We start from the raw sequence: 17228 nt of genomic DNA on the forward strand, positions 1-17228 counted from the left end.
AGGCTCGATGAGTGGATGGATCAACGCTGCGCGGCATGTGCTTGGACTTGCCGGGCGCCTTCGAGGACTTTCCCTTCGGGCCTGACGCTTCGGTGTTCAAGGTGCGCGCTGGCAGCGGCCGCGCAAAGATGTTCGCGCTCTCGGACCTGGACGCGGATCCGCTGGGTATCAGCCTCAAGTGCGAACCGGCGCTGGCCGAGCAGTTGCGCGCCGCCCATCCGGAGATCACCGGCGCTTACCACATGAACAAAACGCACTGGAACGGCGTCTGCTGCGACGGCAACCTTCCCGATGACATGATCCGCGACATGATCGAGGACTCCTATGACCTGGTGGTGGCCGGCATGACCCGCCGTGACCGCGAATCCTTAGGCTGGACCAGGCTCGCACGGGAGGAAGCATGATTTCCCAGGACCTGCTCGATGAACTGTGGGACTTCTCGGATCCAAAGGCGTCGGAACAGCGGTTGCGGGCGGCCGACACCAACAGGTTTGCGCTGCGTACCGACCGTAACGAGCTCGCCACCCAGATTGCCCGGGCGCTCGGGATGCAGTCCCGGTTCGCGGAAGCGCTGGACCTGCTGGAGCGGATTGACGACAGCGAACCGGTGGTCCTGGCCCGGATCCTGCTGGAGCGTGGAAGGATCCTGAACACGAGCGGGCGCCGGGCGGAGGCTGTGGGCCTGTTCGAGGATGCAGCGCACCTAGCCGCCGAGATCGGACAGAACTTCATCGCCGTGGACGCCATGCGGATGGTCGGACAGGCTGACCCGTCCCTGGCCGAGGAATGGGCGGAAAGCGGGCTGGCAGTGATCGCGCGCAGCCAGGATTCGCGGCTGGAACGCTGGGCCAGGGACTTCCACACGGACCTGGGCGATGCAATGTACGACGGCGGTGCTGGCCAGAGTGCGTCCGTCCAGTCCCAGCAGGGTAGGGACAGCGGACAATGACGAGAAGGGTTGACGGTTTCGACGTGAATGCAAAGCTCACCTATCCGGAGCACGGCTGGACACAGAGCAGCCGCGCCCCAAGGGGCTACCGGATTGCCCGGCATCGTGTGGCCGTGGGCGCGGGACGGGACGCGTTCAACCGGCTGGCTGAGGGCATACTGGGGTGGGAGCTGCACCGGCTGGCCGGGCTCAGCGTCAGGGCCCAGGCTCCCCGGTCAGCGGAGGGCGTTCACGTGGTGCCCGGCTTCGGCTTCGGGAGATTGCGGCTGGCGGCGCCGTGCAGGGTTGTTTGGGTCGAGGAAAGCACCACACGTGCCGGATTTGGCTACGGCACTTTGCCCGGTCATCCGGAAACGGGAGAAGAGAGTTTCGTGGCGGTGCTTGAGCCGGATGGCCAAGTATATTTCGAGTTGTTTGCCTTCAGCCGGCATTCCAACTGGTTCTACAAGCTCGGCGGAGCGGTTGCCTCAGCCTGCCAGCGACTGGTCACCCGCCGGTACCTGGCAGCGGCGCGAAAGCTGGCATCCGGCATCTCAAAGGATGCGTGAAAGGATGAAAGGACAGTTCTGATCGGAGCCGTGGACCGGCTTCGCCCAACAGGAAGGCAACAATCCGTGATCTTTATTGTGGTCAAGTTCAAGGTCAAGCCCGAGTTCGCAGACCAGTGGCCGGAGCTCGTCCGGGAGTTCACTGAAGCTACGCGGGCGGAGCCGGGCAATCTGTGGTTCGACTGGTCCCGCAGCGTTGACGATGCCAACGAGTACGTCCTGGTGGAAGCCTTCCAGGATGATGCAGCCGGCACGCACGTCAACAGCGAGCACTTCAAGAAGGCGATGGCCGAGCAGCCGCAGTACCTGCAGGAAACCCCGCGGATCATCAGCCGCCAGATCGACGGCGAAGACTGGGACCAGATGGGCGAAATGACCGTCGCCTGATCCAGGCTGAACTACGGGGCAGGGGTTTCGGCCGGGGCGTATAGTTCCCCGATCAGTTCGCGGGCAATGGCCGCGGCCGGATCCCGCCCATCCGCTGCGGGGGCCAGGTTTGTCCATACCACCAGGGTCAGGTCGTTGCCCGGATCGTGCCCCGCGAATGAGTTGAAGCCCGGCAGTTCGCCGGTGTGACCGTAGAGCTCACCGAACTTCGCTATGGCCATGCCGTACAGCAGAGAGTCCGGGTCGTCCGGATTCACCGGTTGGAGGCTGTCCAGCCGGATCTTCTGCATTTCCTCATTCAGGACTCCGCCACCCGCGAGGGCCTCGGCCCAGTCGGCCAGGTCACCCGCCGTCGACGTTCCCTGACCCGCCGCCCAGGTCCACGAGGCGTTTTCGTCCGTGACGTCGTGCGGTTCCAGCGTTCCCTCCTGCGCCTGCGCGATCAGGTCCGCCGGCAGCTTAGTGCTCGCGATGGTCATCACGTTGTTCATGAACATGTAGCCCCGCGGGTGCGGCGAAGGAATGGGTGTGGAGTCCGACGGCGGGAAGGCCGATTCCGTCAGCTCCAGCGGTCCGAGGATGCGGTCCTGAAAGACCTCCGCCAGCGGTTTGCCGTCGAGCTCCTCGGCAATCAGCCCGAGCAGCACGGTATTGGTGTTCGAGTAGTGGTAGCCCTCGCCGGGCGGGAAATACACGGGCAGCGGCAGCGCGATCTCCAGCAGTTCTTCCGGCGTCCAGACGCGCTCCGGGGTTTCATCGAGGGCCAGGTTGAGCTCATAGGACTCCGAGTAGTTGTAGAGGCCGCTGCGCATGTTGAGCAACTGCTCGATGGTGATGTTCTCGCCGTTCGGCACGTCATCTCGGTACTTCGAGACCGGGTCATCCAGCTTGAGCTTGCCTTCCTGCACCAGTTGCAGGATGACCGTTCCCGTCCAGGTCTTGGTGATGGAGCCGATCCTGATGTGGTCTTCCAGCGAGACGGGGTCGCCGCCTTCTAACGTGTCCGTACCGTAGGTGAAAGTGAACTCCTCCTCAGGCGTCCGCAGCAGCATCACCGCGCCGGGAACCAGCAGCTCATCCGCCATGCTCTCAAAAATCCCGCGAAGCCTTTCCCCATCCACCGGCCGCAGGCTCGATGAGGCCGCTTCCGTCGGTGCTGCCTCCGACGCCGCCCCTCCCGATGATTCCGCCGTCGTCGCCGGCTCAGCCTCGACCGTTTCCATTGACTGCGGCGGGCCGCCCGAAGTGCACCCAGTGGCGCCGAGAAGGGCGGCCGCTGCCAGGCAAACGGCGGCAAACCAACTGCCGCGGGAACGGTTTCTGGGGCTGCGTGCCTGGGGCATGAGAGACTCCGGGTTGAAGTTTTCCGCCCCCGCTACTGACTGGCCGCAAGTCGCGCCAATCGCTACCGCCAAGATACTCCCTTTGGCCGCCGGGCAGAATAGCTGCCGGAGGCTTCGTCGGAAATGCGCCCGCAACTGGGGTAAGCCGACCACACCATCGCGCTCGCAATTCTCGTCCAGACCGATCGCGGCGCCGACGCCGAAGTCCGCACCTTTGCTTGGACAGCGCCTGAAATGTCGTGCATTCGAGCTAAAACCGTATGCCCAGTGCCGCAGATAGGTCGGCCTATTGACAGTGAATGTGAGCGGGGACACGCTTGGCGATTGAAGGGTTCACCCGTCTCAGGAGGCCACCATGTCCGCTGCCCGTCCCCACTCCACATCCCGCTCGGATTCCGCGTGCCCAACCGGCTTGATGTCCCGCATTCGCGCTGGAGGCCGGCGGGCTGCGGCACTGGGGCTGTCGCTGCTGTTGGCCGCGACTGCCGCCCCGGCCCATGCTGAACCGGGTGCCCTACCGGTTCCTCAGAACGAGGACACTCCGGCGGCCCGGCACTCGCTGCGGGCGCCGGTGACGGACGAGAACTTCTACTTCGTGATGGCGGACCGGTTCGAGAACGGCAGTTCGGCCAACGACGACGGCGGGCTCGGCGCGGATCCGCTGGTCTCCGGGTTCGACCCGACGAAGAAGGGCTTCTACAACGGCGGGGATCTGGCGGGTCTGATCCAGCGCCTCGACTACATCCAGGGCCTTGGCACCACCTCGATCTGGCTGACGCCCAGCTTCAAGAACAAAGCGGTGCAGCTCGAGGACGGGCCTTCCGCCGGGTACCACGGCTACTGGATCACGGACTTCACTCAGATCGATCCGCACCTGGGCACCAACGAGGAGCTGAAGTCGCTCATCGACCAGGCGCATGAGCGAGGCATGAAGGTCTACTTCGACATCATCACCAACCACACCGCGGACGTGATCGGCTACGAGGAGGGCGCCCGGACCCCCTACCGCTCGAAGGACGAGTCGCCCTACCTGACGGCAGATGGCCAGCCCTTCGACGACCGCGACTATGCCGGCGGGGAGGACTTCCCCGAGCTGGATGCGGCGTCGTCGTTCCCTTACACCCCCGTGCTCGACGCGGACGAAGAGGACGTGAAGGTCCCCAGCTGGCTCAACGACCCGGAGCTGTACCACAACCGCGGGGACACCACCTTCGCGGGCGAGGACGCGTACTACGGCGACTTTTTCGGCCTGGACGACTTGTTTACCGAGCACCCGCAAGTGGTGGACGGTATGGCCGGGATCTACAAGACGTGGATCGCGGACTTCGGGGTGGACGGTTTCCGGATCGACACGATGAAGCACGTCGACGACGAGTTCTGGCAGCAGTTCGGGCCTGAAGTGCTGGACTTCGCGCACAGCCAGGGCAAGGACGAATTCTTCATGTTTGGCGAGGTCTTTGACACCACCAAGGACTTCACCTCGCAGTTCACCACCCGCAACCGGATGCAGGCCGTGCTGGACTTCCCGTTCCAGGACGCCGCCCGAAACTTCGCCTCCCGCGGTCAGGACGCCGGGTCGTTGGAGGCGTTCTTCACCGGCGACGACTGGTACACGGACGCGGATTCCAACGCCTACCAGCTGCCCACGTTCCTAGGGAACCATGACATGGGCCGCATCGGCAGCTTCATCGTGGCGGACAACCCGGGCGCCGGCGACGGCGAGTGGCTGGCGCGGGACCGGCTGGCGCACGAGCTGATGTACTTCTCGCGCGGCAACCCGGTCATCTACTACGGTGACGAGCAGGGCTTCACTGGACCGGGCGGGGACCAGGACGCGCGGCAGACGCTCTTCGCCAGCGAAGTGCCAGAGTATCTCGACGACGACCTCATCGGCACGGATGCCACCCACGTCTCGGACAACTTCGACCCTGGCCATCCGCTCTACGCATCCATCGCGGACCTGGCGGCACTGACCGCCGAGCACCCCGCGCTCCGGGACGGCGCCCAGCAACACCGCTATGCCTCGTCCGGGCCCGGGCTCTACGCCTTCTCGAGGATCGATGCGCGCGACCAGCGGGAATACGTCGTCGTGCTCAACAACAGCGAGCAGGAGCAGTCAGCGACCATCCCGACCTACATCCCGAAGCGCAACTTCACCCAGATCCACGGCGGTGACGATTCGGTGAAAACCGCGGACGACGGCGGCCTGGCCGTGACGGTACCGGCGCTGTCGTCGGCTGTGTACAAGTCCAGCGGGCGGATCCCGCATTCGAAGGCGGCGCCGGGTATCGAGTTGCAGGAGCCGGTGGCCGCGGCGGAGGACAACGGGCGCCTGCAGGTCACAGCCGAGGTGGAAGGAAGCTCCTTCTACGAGGTCAGCTTCGAGGCCCGAGTGGCCGGCGGTGGTTGGGAACCCGCAGGCACGGACGACAATGCCCCCTACCGGATCTACCATGACGTAGCAGACCTGGCCCCGGGGACCCCCGTCGAGTACCGAGCGGTGGTGCGGGATAACGGCGGCCATACTGAAGCGAGCGGGTCCGTGTCGGCGGCAGTCCCGGGGCCGGCGGTTTCCATGGTCCTGCCGGAGGAAGGCGCAAGCGTTTCCGGCCGCGCTGAGATCAGTGCGGTCGCCAGCCCTGAGAAAGCGACGCACGAGGTAGCCTTCGAGCGGCGGGTCGGGGACGGGGAATGGACGGCCATCGGCTCGGACGAATCCTCGCCGGCCTACACGGTCTTCGATGACCTGGAGACGCTCGGGCTGGCCGACGGGACGCGGGTGCAGTACCGGGCGCTGCTGGACGGCTCCGTGAGCGACGTCCGCACCGTTGAGGTGGGCGACGTGGTGGTCCAGCCGCAGGCGGTTGCTGTTGCCGGCAGCCTGAACTCGGAGCTGGGTTGCACCGGTGACTGGTTGCCCGACTGTGTGCAGGCCCAGCTGACCTTCGACCCCGCGGACGGGACGTGGCGGCTGGAAGTGCCGGACCTTCCCAAGGGGTCCTATGAGTTCAAGGCCGCGCTGAACCGGTCTTGGGACGAGAACTACGGGGCGGACGGTGTGCGGAACGGGGCCAACATCCCGCTGGACCATCCTGGCGGTGCGGTCACCTTCCGCTATGACCACCGCCTCCGCCTGATCGAGGCAATCCCCGGGACAAACTAACCCGGCGCCACCCGCTTCCCACCACCCGCTCCCGATCGAAGAGACAGCAGATGCCCTACCCAGCCCTGGGAAGGGCGTCAGCTGCTCCCTCGTTCGGCGGGTCCGCAAGGAATCCACGTTACGGCTGTGGATAACGGCCAGCGGCGCGCGCTGGCCGTTCAACATGGAGAGATGCGCTACCCGCAGGAGCTTCCCGATCATCTGGCCACCACATCGTTCCGCTGGCAGGAAGGTGTGGACGCGGGCTTGTCCGTGAAGCAGCTCAGGAACAGTCAGCTCGACAGGCCGAGCAGGGGAGTGAGGATGCCCCGTTCGGTCCCGCTGTCACGGGCAGACGAAGTCCGGGCGCTTTCATGGGTTACGTCCGGCTCCGCCATCTCGCACGCAACTGCTGCGGTGATCTGGGAGTTCCCATTGCCGCACTGGGTGGAGGATCTGTCCGAGGTGCACATCTCCAGGCCGAGCACAGCCAGTACTCCGCGCAGACGGGGGATAGTCGGGCACCGCGTTGTATTGCTGCCGGGTGAGATTGCTGTGCACCAAGGCGTACGAGTGACCTCCCGGACGAAGACGTGGCTGGACCTGGCCCAGATCCTGCCGGTCGACGACCTGGTCGTAATCGGCGACCACTTGGTACGCAAACCGCGGCGGAACTTAGAAAACCGGAACAAGCCGCATGCTGCTATTGCGGACCTACATGATGTCATCGCAGCCCACAAGGGGAAGCGGGGTGTGGCCCGGGCTGCAGAGGCGGTAGGGCTTGTCCGAGTAGGCGCTGATTCCGCTCAGGAGACACGGCTGCGCCTGGCCTTGCTTGACGCTGGACTTCCCGAACCCATACTGAATCAGCCCTTGGTCGATGACTCCGGGCGCAGCTGGCATTCGCCCGATATGCAGTACCGCGAATTCAAAATCGCCATCGAGTACGAGGGAGACCATCACCGTTCGGCCGAACAAATGGCGCGGGATGTCCGGCGCGGGGATATCACGGCAGCCGCCGGCTGGTTGGAGCGCAGGATCACCAAGGGAGAAATGTCCAACGGTGCCCGGGCAGCCGTAGCCAAGATCCGCAGTGCCCTCATAGACCAAGGCTGGTCTCCGGGTTCTGCCCCCCACCCTTGAACGAGGAAGCAGCTGATGCCCTTCCCAGGTCTGGAAAGGGCATCAGCTGCTCAGCGGATCGGAAAGAGCGGGGACCTACGCGAAGTACTTCGGCAGGGTGCCCTCGTGGGCTTCCTTCAGTTCGGCCAGCGGCAGCGAGAACTGGTCCTGGAAGTCCAGCGCCTGGTTCTCGGTGTCCACCACGCCGATGCGGATGTGGGCGAAACCGCGGGCGCTGCACATGTCCTTGAAGCGGACTTCTTCGCTGCGGGCGACGCTAACGACGGCGCGTGCCTGGCTTTCGGAGAACAGCGCGGTAAACAGGTCCACACCGTCGCGCTCGCAAACCTCGCCCAGACCGATGCGGGCGCCAACGCCGAAGCGCAGGGCCATATCGGACAGGGCAGCGGCGAGGCCGCCCTCGGAAAGGTCGTGTGCGGCGTCAATCATGCCGTCGCGGGAAGCGTTGATCAGCAGTTCGGCCAGCAGCTTCTCGGCAGCCAGATCCAGTGCCGGGGGCTTGCCGCCCAGGTGTCCGCGCAGGTTGGCCCATTCGGAACCGTCCAGCTCGTCCTTGGTGACGCCCATCAGGTAGATGGCCTGTCCGTCTTCACGCCAGCCGGAGGGAGTGCGCCGGGCGACGTCGTCGAAACGGCCCAGCACGCCCACTACCGGGGTGGGGTGGATGGCCACGCCGCCGGTCTGGTTGTACAGCGAGACGTTGCCGCCGGTCACCGGGATGCCCAGTTCCTGGCAGCCGTCGGCCAGGCCGCGGACAGCCTCGGCGAACTGCCACATGACCTCGGGGTCCTCGGGGGAGCCGAAGTTCAGGCAGTCCGAGACGGCCATCGGGACAGCGCCCGTGGTGGCGACGTTGCGGTAGGACTCGGCCAGGGCAAGCTGCGCGCCCTGGTACGGATCCAGGTAGGTGTAGCGGCCGTTGGCATCGGTGGAGACGGCGACGCCCAGACCGGTCTCTTCGTCCACGCGGATCACACCGGCGTCGTCCGGCATGGCCAGCGCGGTGTTGCCCTGGACGTAGCGGTCGTACTGGTTGGTGACCCAGTCCTTAGAGCACATGTTCGGCGAAGCCATCAGCTCCAGCACCGCGGCCTTAAGTTCCTCAGCGGAGGCGGGGCGCTCGGCCGCGCTGCTGTTGAAGGTGTCAGCCTGCAGGCCGTCCAGCCACTCGGGGCGGTGGTACGGGCGGTCGTAGACCGGGCCTTCGTGCGCCACGGTGCGGGGATCGACGTCGACAATCTTTTCGCCGTCCCACTCGATGATCAGGCGGCCGGTATCGGTGACCTCGCCCAGCCAGGAGTACTCGACGTTCCACTTGTCCATGATCGCCTCGAACGCGACGACGTTCTCCGGCGTCACCACGGCCATCATGCGTTCCTGCGACTCGGACATGAGGATCTCGCCCGGGGTCAGGGACGGATCCCGCAGTAGCACCGAGGTCAGCTCAACATGCATGCCGCCGTCGCCGTTGGAAGCCAGTTCCGACGTGGCGCAGGAGATGCCTGCGGCGCCGAGGTCCTGGATACCCTCCACCACGGAGGACTTGAACAGCTCGAGGCAGCACTCGATGAGCACCTTCTCCGCGAACGGATCGCCCACCTGCACGGCGGGGCGCTTGGCCGGCTTGCCGTCGTCCTCGAAGGACTCGGAGGCCAGCACGGAGGCGCCGCCAATGCCGTCGCCACCGGTGCGTGCACCGAAGAGGACCACCTTGTTACCAACGCCGGACGCGTTGGCCAGGCGGATATCCTCGTGGCGCATCACGCCCACGGCCAGCGCGTTGACCAGCGGGTTGCCCTGGTAGACGGAGTCGAAGACCACTTCGCCGCCGATGTTCGGCAGGCCCAGCGAGTTGCCGTAGCCGCCGATGCCGGCCACAATCCCGTGGACCAGGCGCGCGGTGTCCGGGTGGTCGATCGCGCCGAAACGCAGCGGATCCATCACGGCCACCGGGCGGGCGCCCATGGAGATGATGTCGCGGACAATGCCGCCCACGCCGGTCGCGGCGCCCTGATAGGGCTCCACGAAGGAGGGGTGGTTGTGCGACTCGATCTTGTAGGTCACGGCCCAGCCGTCCCCGATGTCCACGACGCCGGCGTTCTCGCCGATGCCCACCATCAGGTGCTTCTTCATGTCCTCGGTGACCTTCTCGCCGAACTGGCGCAGGTGGACCTTGGAGGACTTGTAGGAGCAGTGCTCGCTCCACATCACCGAGTACATGGCGAGCTCGGCCGCGGTGGGGCGGCGGCCCAGGATCTCGACAACCCGGTTGTACTCGTCTTCCTTCAGGCCAAGTTCGGCCCAGGGCAGCGCGGTGTCGGGGGTCTCCTCCGCGTGCTTGACGGTGTCGATGTTGAACTTGCGTCCTTCAATATTCTCGACGGCGTGCGCGACGTCGCCGAATTCCGCGTGCTCGTTCTTCGCCTCGTCGGCGGTCTCCAAGCGGGCGTCCACTCGTTCACTCATTACTTGGCACCTGCCACAATCTTCTTCAGTACAGAGGTGAAAATTCCCAGTCCGTCCGTGCCGCCGCCGAGCTCAACATCGCCGAAAGCGGAGGAATCCGGGCCGAAGCCGGCTTCCACGGCGTGCTCGGGGTGCGGCATGAGGCCCACAACGTTCCCGGCCGCGTTGGAGATGCCGGCGATGTCCCGGCGTGAACCGTTCGGGTTCACGTCGACGTAGCGGAAGACCACGCGGCCTTCGCCCTCGAGCTCGTCCAGCGTCTTTTCGTCCGCGACGTACTGGCCGTCCTGGTTCTTCAGCGGCACCACAATCTCGGAGCCCGCCGCGTACTCGGAGGTCCACGCGGTGTTGCTGTTTTCCACGCGCAGCTTCTGGTCGCGGCAGAGGAAGTGCAGGTGGTTGTTCTTGATCATGGAACCGGGCAGCAGGTGCGCCTCGGTCAGGACCTGGAAGCCGTTGCAGATGCCCAGCACGGGCAGTCCGCCCTTGGAAGCATCCACCACCTGCTCCATCAGCGGCGCGAAGCGGGAGATCGCACCGGCGCGCAGGTAGTCGCCGTAGGAGAAACCGCCGGGAATTACGACGGCGTCAACGCCCTTCAGGTCATGGTCGCCGTGCCAGAGGCTGACGGCCGTGCCGCCGGCGATGCGGACCGCGCGGGAAGCATCCCGGTCATCCAGCGTGCCGGGGAAGGTGATGATGCCAATGCGGGCACCGGACAGGCCGCTGTCGGGCACGGGCGAGAAGTCGCCGATCAGGGGAGTTTCAGTCATTACTCGCCGGCTCCGATGGTGGCCTCGACGATGACCTCAACGCGGGTGACGTCTTCAATCACCGGGTTGGACAGCAGCGTGGTGGCCGCGTGGCGGGCCTGCTCCAGGATCTCTGCGGTCACTTCGCCGTCGACGGTGAGCTCAAAGCGCTTGCCCTGGCGGACCTCGCTGAAGCCGGTCTGGCCGAGTCGTTTCAGCGCGCCGGCAATGGCTTTGCCCTGCGGATCAAGAATTTCGGGCTTGGGCATGACATCAACAACGATCCGGGGCATCCGGTAACTCCTGTGCTTGGAATCTGGCTCTTCAACGAAGCGAGGCGCGCGGAAACCGTGCCGTCTCACGCTGATCCAGCGCTCCGCGAGCTTGCATCCTCCATTCTACCGGCTCTGGCAAACCGCAAATTCTACGTGACCGCGGCCCCAAACCGGTGCCAAAAACGCGCAGGCCCCCGTACGATTGCGCCATGCCCGAGAAACCCAAGTCCCTGCTCCTGCCCATCATGGCGGCGGCCATTGCCGGCGGCCTGGCCCGCATGGTGGTCCAAAAGTACCGCGCGGACAAGCAGGCCGAGAGTGCCGCCAACGAGGATCTTGCCCGCAGAGTCAGCGAGGCCGTGCGCAACCCCCGCCGCTAGCCGGCGCCCGCGCAGCCAAACAACGACGCCGGAACCCGGCTGCCGCCGTCGTCCTCCTTGCCCTTCGGCTGGCAGGCTAGACTGCTCCGCCGATGCCGCCGAGCAGCGCCTTCATGGCGTTCCACTCGGAGATCTTGCAGCCGTCGGTGAGGGAGAAGTGCTTATCCACCGGCTTCCCGTTGAGCGTTCCCGTGACGTGCGCCTGCTGCGGCCCGCCATACTCCTGGGTGCAGATCAGATTCGGATCCGGCAGCCCGAAGAACACTTTCTCGCCGGCATTCGCCAAGGCTTCGCAGGCGGCTGCCGGCTCGCGCACGGTGGAACTTTCAAGCGGCTGCGAGTCTGCGCACTCCAGGATGCGTTCCTGCACGGCCTCGGACCCGGCGGAGGTCAGCTCGATTCTCAGGTTGGCATCGACCATGGTGGTTCCTTCCTCTGGGCTGCTCGGCGGGGCGCTGCCGGGCGCGGACGGGGCTGGCGAAGCCGGTTCCGAAGGCGAGGCGGGCGCCGTCGTTTGCGGCGGGGACGTAGTCGGAGGCGGTTCCTCTTCCGGTGGTGTGCACCCGCCCAGCAGCAGAGCCAGTGCCACCGGCACGGCCAGCAGAGCCCGCGTTGCCCTTGTTGCAGCGCAATTGCTGTTCATGATCTCACCCGTCCATACGGTCCAGACTGTCCAAGTTGTCCAGCGCAGCCAGCAGTCGGCCGCGCAGTATTTGGGATTCCTCCGAGAAGCCGCGCTGGGCCGCGGCGTACTGGGCCCGCCCCTCGGCCGTTTCGATCCGGATCGGCTCGTAGCCCCAGGCGGACAGGTCGTACGGCGAGGCCTGCATGTCCATTTCGCGGATCCGCCAGGACAGTTCGAAGCAGTCCATCACCAGTTCGCTGGGCAGGGCGGGGCTGAGTTTGTAGGCCCACTTGTACAGGTCCATGTTGGCGTGCAGACAGCCGGGCTGTTCCATGTCCCGCTGGTTCTCGCGGGTGGGCAGCAGCGTGTTCAGCGGCGCGGCCTGGGGTGTGTAGAAGCGGTAGGCGTCGAAGTGCGAGCAACCGATCCGGCTTTCCTCCACCACGGTGTCCGTCCCCTCGGCGCCGAGCCGCAGGTCGAGGTATTCGTGCCGCACACCGTTGAGCCTGGACTTGTAGACCATGGCCCATTCGTGCAGCCCGAAGCAGGCGAACCGCGCCGGACGGGCGGCGGTGCGGGCCAGGATGACCCGTGCGAAGGCGATGATCTCTGCCCGCTCGCGGCGGAACTTTTCGTGATCAAAGGTGACCGCGACGCCGTCGTTAGCCAGGTCCGTTGGCAGCCCCAGCACCCCGCGTTCCGGCGCGGGCAGCGGGCGGTAGTACTTCCAGCCCCGCCGTTCCAGTGCTGCTTCACCGGTCAGGACGACGCCGGCGCCCGGGTGCCAGCGCAGCAGTTGTCCGGGTTTGTGGCTGTAGTAGGTGAAGAGGAAGTCCTCCACGGGATGCTTGCGCCCGGCCGAACGCCGCTGAAGATACGGCTCCGTAAAACGGGCAGCCCTGCGCTGGTGCTCCTGCGCCCGGAGCAACCACTCCTCGGGCGCGACGACCTCCGGCCGGATCAACTGCCTTTGCCACATGTATCCATTCTCGCAGGTGCGCACCGCCTGTATCACTACGCCTATATCACTATCCGGGGCGCAGCGCTACACTCAGATCACGGATTGGTGGCGCCGTGAAGGAAGTAATTCGGAAATACCTGAAAGGCTTCTTTGAGAAAAATTTCTGCTGTATTTTGAGCTCACGGGCCCGCCAAAGTGACTCCGGTCACGCCGTTGGGGGAAGGGGGCCGGCTTCAGAGCCGGATCGCACGCCGTGCGGTGAATCGTTTCTGCACCGTAAGGGCGGGCAGCCTGGCGGGCCTGCGGAGCGGATCAAGTTGGTTCGGTCCACAGGATGAAAGGCGTTCCTTCTCATGACCATGCAAAGCAACAGCTTTGTGCGGCGGCGCAGCATCCGCGCCGCCACAGCACTCGCACTGGGGCTGCCGCTGCTTCTTTCCGGCCTGGCCGGACCGGCCGCAGCAGCGCCTCCCGCTATCTCCACCACGATTCAAAACTCCCCGCTGGCGGAGGTGCCTGAGCTCTACCAGGACGGGCATTACATCGTCATGCTCGAAGCACAGCCAGTGGCAACGTACGACGGCGGGGTGGCGGGTATCGCTGCCACCAAACCCGAGAAGGGGCGCAAGCTGGACGTTGGCAACGCCAACGCCAAGAAATACCAGCAGCACCTGAAGAAGAGGCAGCAGGCGGTAGCGGCCGAGGAGGGCGTGGAAATCCGCAAAAGCTTCACCACCGCGGTAAACGGATTCGCCGCGGACCTGACCGGCGTCCAGGCGGCCGCACTCGCCAAGACTCCGGGCGTGCTGGCCGTCACCGAAGACGAGCAACACCATCCGGTCTACTCCAGCGTGGATTACCTGGGGCTGCCCGGGAAGAAGGGCGTCTGGAACCAGCAGTACGGCTCGGAGAAGAACGCGGGCAAGGGCACCGTGGTCGGCGTGATCGATACCGGCTACCACCCGCAGAATGAATTCCTTGCCGGCGGGGAGGTCGCCCCGCTCAAGGGCAAGCCGAAGGTCGGCGTGCCCTACCTGGACGGCGAGGGCAAGATCGCCATGCTCAAGTCGGACGGCTCCACCTTCATCGGCGAATGCCAGCCCGGTGCGGCCGGCTCGGGGTTCACCGGCGCCGAATGCAACAGCAAGGTTCTGAGTGCGCGCTACTACGCCGACGATTTCCTCAAGTTCGTGCCGCCCGAAAACCGGCACCCGAAGGAGAGCATTTCACCCCTGGACCTTAACAGCCACGGCACCCACACCGCCTCAACGGCCGCCGGCAACAGCGGCGTGGAAACCGACGTGGACGGCCGGGACTTCGGCACCGGCTCCGGGGTGGCACCGGCAGCGAAGGTCTCCGTCTACAAGATCTGCTGGCAGGACAACAACGCAGCGAGCGGCGGCTGCTACTCCTCGGCCGCCATAGCGGCCATCGAGCAGGCCATCAAAGACGGCGTGGATGTACTGAACTACTCCATTTCCGGCAACAACAACTCGGTGATCGATCCGGTGTCCATGGCCTTCCTGAGCGCGGCCGAAGTCGGCATCTTCGTCTCCGCTGCCGCAGGCAACGCCGGCCCGGCCGACACCACCGTGAACCACAGTGCCCCGTGGCTGACCACCGTCGCGGCCAGCACGTTCTCCAACGAGCTGCAGGGCACGGTTGAACTCTCCGACGGCACCAAGTACCGCGGCACGTCGATCATGAGTTCCGAGCTGGGGCAGACCGCCCTGGTCCTGTCCAAGGACGCCGGTGCGGCCACGGCCAAACCGGAGGATGCAGCCTTGTGCACGCCCGGTTCGCTCGACCCTGCCAAGGTCCGGGGCAAGATTGTCATCTGCGACCGCGGCGTCATCGCCCGCGCCGAGAAGTCGGTGGCGGTGAAGCAGGCCGAGGGTGTGGGCATGGTCCTGGTCAACACGGTGCCCGGTTCCCTGGACCTCGATCTCCATGCCGTGCCGACGGTCCATATCGGAGACCCGGGCATCAAGGACAAGGTCGCCCAGGACCCCACATTGACCGCGGCTCTGGTCGATTCGGATACCACCGGCCTGCCGGACAGCCCGGTGCCGCAGGTGGCGGCCTTCTCCTCGCGCGGTCCGTCCACAGCCGTCGGATCGGATCTGCTCAAGCCGGACGTTGCGGCTCCGGGCGTCAACGTGCTCGCCGGCGTCTCGCCTGTTGAGGGCGAGGAGAATTTCGGCTTCATGTCCGGAACCTCGATGGCCGCACCGCATGTTGCCGGTTTCGGCGCCCTGCTGCTGGGCAAGAATCCGCTGTGGTCGCCCTCCACGATCAAGTCCGCGCTGATGACCACGGCCGGCGATCTCGTGAACGAGGACGGCACACCCAACATGGACAACTTCGCCACCGGCGCCGGCCAGGTGGACGTCCGGCGGATGGCGGATCCGGGGCTGGTCTATGACGCCGGAGTCGAAGACTGGTACGGCTTCCTGCAGGGCGCGGTGGGCGACATCGGGCTCGACGAAGACCTGGCCATCGAGGCCAAGGACCTGAACGTCCCCTCGATTGCGCTGGGCGCGCTGACCGGTGAAGTTTCCGTGACCCGCTCGGTGACGGCACTGAAATCCGGGACCTACCGGGCCAGCGTGGAGCTGCCGGGTATCGAGGCCACGGTGGAGCCCTCGGTGCTGAGGCTGCGGAAGGGCCAGGAGGCCTCCTTCACCGTGACCTTCAAGAACGACGGCGCAGCGTACGGCAAGTTCGCAATGGGCGAGCTGGCGTGGCAGGACGGCAAGCGTTCGGTGGCGTCGCCGATCGCCATCCGGCCGATGGCTGTGCTGTCGCCGGAGACCGTGGTGGTGGACTCGGCCGCAAGTGAAGGCTCGGCGGCCATCGAGGTCACCTCCGGAACGGACCAGCCCATCGACGTCGCGGTGGAGGGCATGGCGAAGGCCGATGCAATCACCGCTGAACGGACGGCCGATCCGAATGGAGTCACCCATAAAAGTGCGATAGTCGCCAGCCTGGTGGTCCCCGAAGGGGCCACCATGGCCCAGATGTCCATCAACGCGGCAGTTCCCACGGCAGACTGGGACCTCTATGTGATGACTCCTGCCGGTGAACAGCTGACGCAGGCCACGGCCAACTCCAGCGAGACCTTGGTGCTGAACAAGCCGAAACCCGGCACCTACCAGGTAATCGGGCATCTTTGGGGCACCTCTGATGGTGCCACTACAAGCACCGGAACAGTCAACACGGTGGCTTTGGCCGGCGACGCGGGCAACCTGACGGTAAGCCCGGATCCGCTGGAACTGGGCAACGGGGAAGCCGGTTCCGTTGAGGCCAGCTGGGCCGGTCTGAAATCAGGCAGCTGGGTCGGGCTGGTCCGGTTCGGCGACAGTGCCAGCACTGCACTGACCGTGAACGTCCCGTAGGGGAGCGGTGGAGGTCGGCGGGAAACTGCCGGCCTTCACTTGCGGCGTTAGTGTGCGGCGCCCTGCGCAGCGGCAATCAGATCCCGCATGGACTCGTTAAGCGCCACCAGCTGCTCGCGGTCCAGGCCGAGCCGCTGCAGCATGGTGCCCGGCACCGCCAGGGCGTCTTCCCGCAGGGCTTCACCCTTCACTGTTAGTCCGATAGCCAGGGCGCGTTCGTTCCCCGGTACCCGGTCGCGGGTGATCAGTCCGGCTGCTTCGAGCCGCTTGAGCATCGGCGAGAGCGTGGCGGGTTCCTGGGCCAGGGCTTCGCCCAGATCCTTGACCATCCGGGGGCTCTCTTCCCACAGTGCCAGCATCACCAGGTACTGCGGATGGGTGATGCCGAGTTTCTCGAGGACCGGCTTGTAAGCGCCGATCACGCTGCGCGAGGCTACCGACAAGGCGAAGCAGAGCTGGTGTTCGAGCAGCAGGTCCTCGTCCCGCCGTACGGCTGCGGTCATACGAATCACACACCTTCAAATAGTTAGCGCATTAAGTGTTAGCCTATGCTGAAAGCAGGAATCGTTCCAATCCGCGGTGCAGACGTAAGGGGGCCCACATGGCCGGCAAGAAGAACTCGGTGCAGAGGTTCATGAACATCACCGGCAAACTTCGCGTGATCTTCGGCCCCGCGCAAAAGAGCGGCGTGGACCATCCCATGACCGAGGACAACCGCCGTCTGCTTCAGGAACGCGAAGCGGACGCGGCGCAGTGGGAAACCGTGCGCCGGGCGGACGGCAGTACCTACATCGTGCCCAAAAAGCAGTAGAAGTCGTACACTGGTCATACGGATAACAGCCTCGTCAAGAAGGTGATT

The 17228-nt window shown here is 65.4% G+C and carries 16 protein-coding genes; 9 read left to right on the forward strand and 7 right to left on the reverse strand.

Annotated features, from left to right (window positions below; all coding sequences use genetic code 11):
* Positions 1-11: 11 nt before the first annotated feature.
* From AC5RWO_RS20560 to AC5RWO_RS20575, 4 genes are all read left to right on the forward strand, one after another.
* Positions 12-404, forward strand: coding sequence for an MmcQ/YjbR family DNA-binding protein (locus tag AC5RWO_RS20560; RefSeq protein WP_498733672.1), 393 nt, complete (start codon positions 12-14; stop codon positions 402-404).
* Positions 401-949, forward strand: a complete 549-nt coding sequence (locus AC5RWO_RS20565; RefSeq protein WP_498733674.1) for a hypothetical protein — start codon at positions 401-403, stop codon at positions 947-949. The genes AC5RWO_RS20560 and AC5RWO_RS20565 overlap by 4 nt, the downstream gene beginning before the upstream one ends.
* On the forward strand, positions 946-1497 hold the full coding sequence (locus AC5RWO_RS20570) for a DUF1990 domain-containing protein (RefSeq protein ID WP_498733676.1): 552 nt from the start codon (positions 946-948) through the stop codon (positions 1495-1497). The genes AC5RWO_RS20565 and AC5RWO_RS20570 overlap by 4 nt, the downstream gene beginning before the upstream one ends.
* A 66-nt stretch (positions 1498-1563) precedes the next feature.
* Positions 1564-1884: a putative quinol monooxygenase gene (locus AC5RWO_RS20575; RefSeq protein ID WP_074700108.1), complete on the forward strand. Its 321-nt coding sequence runs from the start codon at positions 1564-1566 to the stop codon at positions 1882-1884.
* A gap of 11 nt (positions 1885-1895) precedes the next feature.
* On the opposite strand, the gene AC5RWO_RS20580 is transcribed toward AC5RWO_RS20575, so the two are convergent.
* The gene (locus tag AC5RWO_RS20580) at positions 1896-3227 is read right to left on the reverse strand and encodes a serine hydrolase domain-containing protein (RefSeq protein WP_498733677.1); all 1332 of its coding nucleotides are present in this window, start codon (positions 3225-3227) and stop codon (positions 1896-1898) included.
* Positions 3228-3582: 355 nt separating this feature from the next.
* Here AC5RWO_RS20580 and AC5RWO_RS20585 point away from each other — a divergent pair, with 355 nt between their 5' ends.
* Complete coding sequence (locus AC5RWO_RS20585) at positions 3583-6390, forward strand: alpha-amylase family glycosyl hydrolase (protein WP_498733679.1); 2808 nt, start codon at positions 3583-3585, stop codon at positions 6388-6390.
* 171 nt (positions 6391-6561) lie between these two features.
* Positions 6562-7512 carry a putative endonuclease domain-containing protein gene (locus tag AC5RWO_RS20590; protein ID WP_498733681.1) on the forward strand — a complete coding sequence of 317 codons (951 nt, stop codon included), beginning with the start codon at positions 6562-6564 and terminating at the stop codon, positions 7510-7512.
* A 75-nt stretch (positions 7513-7587) separates the two neighbouring features.
* Here the strand turns inward: AC5RWO_RS20590 and purL are convergent, their stop codons facing one another.
* The 3 genes from purL to purS are packed head-to-tail and all read right to left on the reverse strand — an operon-like array spanning position 7588 to position 11023.
* Positions 7588-9978 carry a phosphoribosylformylglycinamidine synthase subunit PurL gene (gene purL, locus AC5RWO_RS20595; RefSeq protein ID WP_498733683.1) on the reverse strand — a complete coding sequence of 797 codons (2391 nt, stop codon included), beginning with the start codon at positions 9976-9978 and terminating at the stop codon, positions 7588-7590.
* Entirely contained in the window at positions 9978-10751 is a 774-nt protein-coding gene (gene purQ, locus AC5RWO_RS20600; RefSeq protein WP_498733685.1) for a phosphoribosylformylglycinamidine synthase subunit PurQ, read from the reverse strand. Before purQ ends, purL begins: the two co-directional genes overlap by 1 nt.
* Positions 10751-11023, reverse strand: coding sequence for a phosphoribosylformylglycinamidine synthase subunit PurS (gene purS, locus AC5RWO_RS20605; protein ID WP_139003965.1), 273 nt, complete (start codon positions 11021-11023; stop codon positions 10751-10753). Before purS ends, purQ begins: the two co-directional genes overlap by 1 nt.
* Positions 11024-11214: 191 nt before the next feature.
* On the opposite strand from purS, the gene AC5RWO_RS20610 reads away from it, so the two are divergent.
* Positions 11215-11385, forward strand: a complete 171-nt coding sequence (locus tag AC5RWO_RS20610; protein ID WP_498733688.1) for a hypothetical protein — start codon at positions 11215-11217, stop codon at positions 11383-11385.
* 76 nt (positions 11386-11461) lie between these two features.
* Here AC5RWO_RS20610 and AC5RWO_RS20615 read toward each other — a convergent pair whose 3' ends face one another.
* Together AC5RWO_RS20615 and AC5RWO_RS20620 are read right to left on the reverse strand one after the other, a co-directional pair.
* The gene (locus tag AC5RWO_RS20615; RefSeq protein ID WP_498733690.1) at positions 11462-12028 is read right to left on the reverse strand and encodes a hypothetical protein; all 567 of its coding nucleotides are present in this window, start codon (positions 12026-12028) and stop codon (positions 11462-11464) included.
* A gap of 4 nt (positions 12029-12032) precedes the next feature.
* A complete protein-coding gene (locus AC5RWO_RS20620) occupies positions 12033-12989 on the reverse strand; it encodes a 3-methyladenine DNA glycosylase (RefSeq protein WP_498733692.1) in 957 nt (318 codons plus the stop codon).
* Positions 12990-13324: 335 nt separating this feature from the next.
* On the opposite strand from AC5RWO_RS20620, the gene AC5RWO_RS20625 reads away from it, so the two are divergent.
* A complete protein-coding gene (locus AC5RWO_RS20625; protein WP_498733694.1) occupies positions 13325-16369 on the forward strand; it encodes a S8 family serine peptidase in 3045 nt (1014 codons plus the stop codon).
* A gap of 47 nt (positions 16370-16416) precedes the next feature.
* Here AC5RWO_RS20625 and AC5RWO_RS20630 read toward each other — a convergent pair whose 3' ends face one another.
* Positions 16417-16872 carry a MarR family winged helix-turn-helix transcriptional regulator gene (locus AC5RWO_RS20630; protein ID WP_498733697.1) on the reverse strand — a complete coding sequence of 152 codons (456 nt, stop codon included), beginning with the start codon at positions 16870-16872 and terminating at the stop codon, positions 16417-16419.
* 98 nt (positions 16873-16970) lie between these two features.
* Between AC5RWO_RS20630 and AC5RWO_RS20635 the strand changes: the two genes are divergently transcribed.
* Positions 16971-17180, forward strand: a complete 210-nt coding sequence (locus tag AC5RWO_RS20635) for a hypothetical protein (protein ID WP_074700100.1) — start codon at positions 16971-16973, stop codon at positions 17178-17180.
* The last annotated feature ends 48 nt before the right edge of the window (positions 17181-17228 follow it).

It is taken from the genome of Arthrobacter sp. B055-34 (genome assembly GCF_059090425.1).

What these genes read in the sequence shown, in the direction of transcription:
- AC5RWO_RS20620 (WP_498733692.1), bottom strand. Translation starts at nt 12,989, where the DNA reads ATGTGGCAAAGGCAGTTGATCCGGCCGGAGGTCGTCGCGCCCGAGGAG.
- AC5RWO_RS20615 (WP_498733690.1), bottom strand. Translation starts at nt 12,028, where the DNA reads ATGAACAGCAATTGCGCTGCAACAAGGGCAACGCGGGCTCTGCTGGCC.
- purQ (WP_498733685.1), bottom strand. Translation starts at nt 10,751, where the DNA reads ATGACTGAAACTCCCCTGATCGGCGACTTCTCGCCCGTGCCCGACAGC.
- AC5RWO_RS20625 (WP_498733694.1), top strand. Translation starts at nt 13,325, where the DNA reads ATGACCATGCAAAGCAACAGCTTTGTGCGGCGGCGCAGCATCCGCGCC.
- AC5RWO_RS20610 (WP_498733688.1), top strand. Translation starts at nt 11,215, where the DNA reads ATGCCCGAGAAACCCAAGTCCCTGCTCCTGCCCATCATGGCGGCGGCC.
- AC5RWO_RS20635 (WP_074700100.1), top strand. Translation starts at nt 16,971, where the DNA reads ATGGCCGGCAAGAAGAACTCGGTGCAGAGGTTCATGAACATCACCGGC.
- AC5RWO_RS20630 (WP_498733697.1), bottom strand. Translation starts at nt 16,872, where the DNA reads ATGACCGCAGCCGTACGGCGGGACGAGGACCTGCTGCTCGAACACCAG.
- AC5RWO_RS20585 (WP_498733679.1), top strand. Translation starts at nt 3,583, where the DNA reads ATGTCCGCTGCCCGTCCCCACTCCACATCCCGCTCGGATTCCGCGTGC.
- AC5RWO_RS20570 (WP_498733676.1), top strand. Translation starts at nt 946, where the DNA reads ATGACGAGAAGGGTTGACGGTTTCGACGTGAATGCAAAGCTCACCTAT.
- AC5RWO_RS20565 (WP_498733674.1), top strand. Translation starts at nt 401, where the DNA reads ATGATTTCCCAGGACCTGCTCGATGAACTGTGGGACTTCTCGGATCCA.
- AC5RWO_RS20590 (WP_498733681.1), top strand. Translation starts at nt 6,562, where the DNA reads ATGCGCTACCCGCAGGAGCTTCCCGATCATCTGGCCACCACATCGTTC.
- AC5RWO_RS20580 (WP_498733677.1), bottom strand. Translation starts at nt 3,227, where the DNA reads ATGCCCCAGGCACGCAGCCCCAGAAACCGTTCCCGCGGCAGTTGGTTT.
- purL (WP_498733683.1), bottom strand. Translation starts at nt 9,978, where the DNA reads ATGAGTGAACGAGTGGACGCCCGCTTGGAGACCGCCGACGAGGCGAAG.
- purS (WP_139003965.1), bottom strand. Translation starts at nt 11,023, where the DNA reads ATGCCCCGGATCGTTGTTGATGTCATGCCCAAGCCCGAAATTCTTGAT.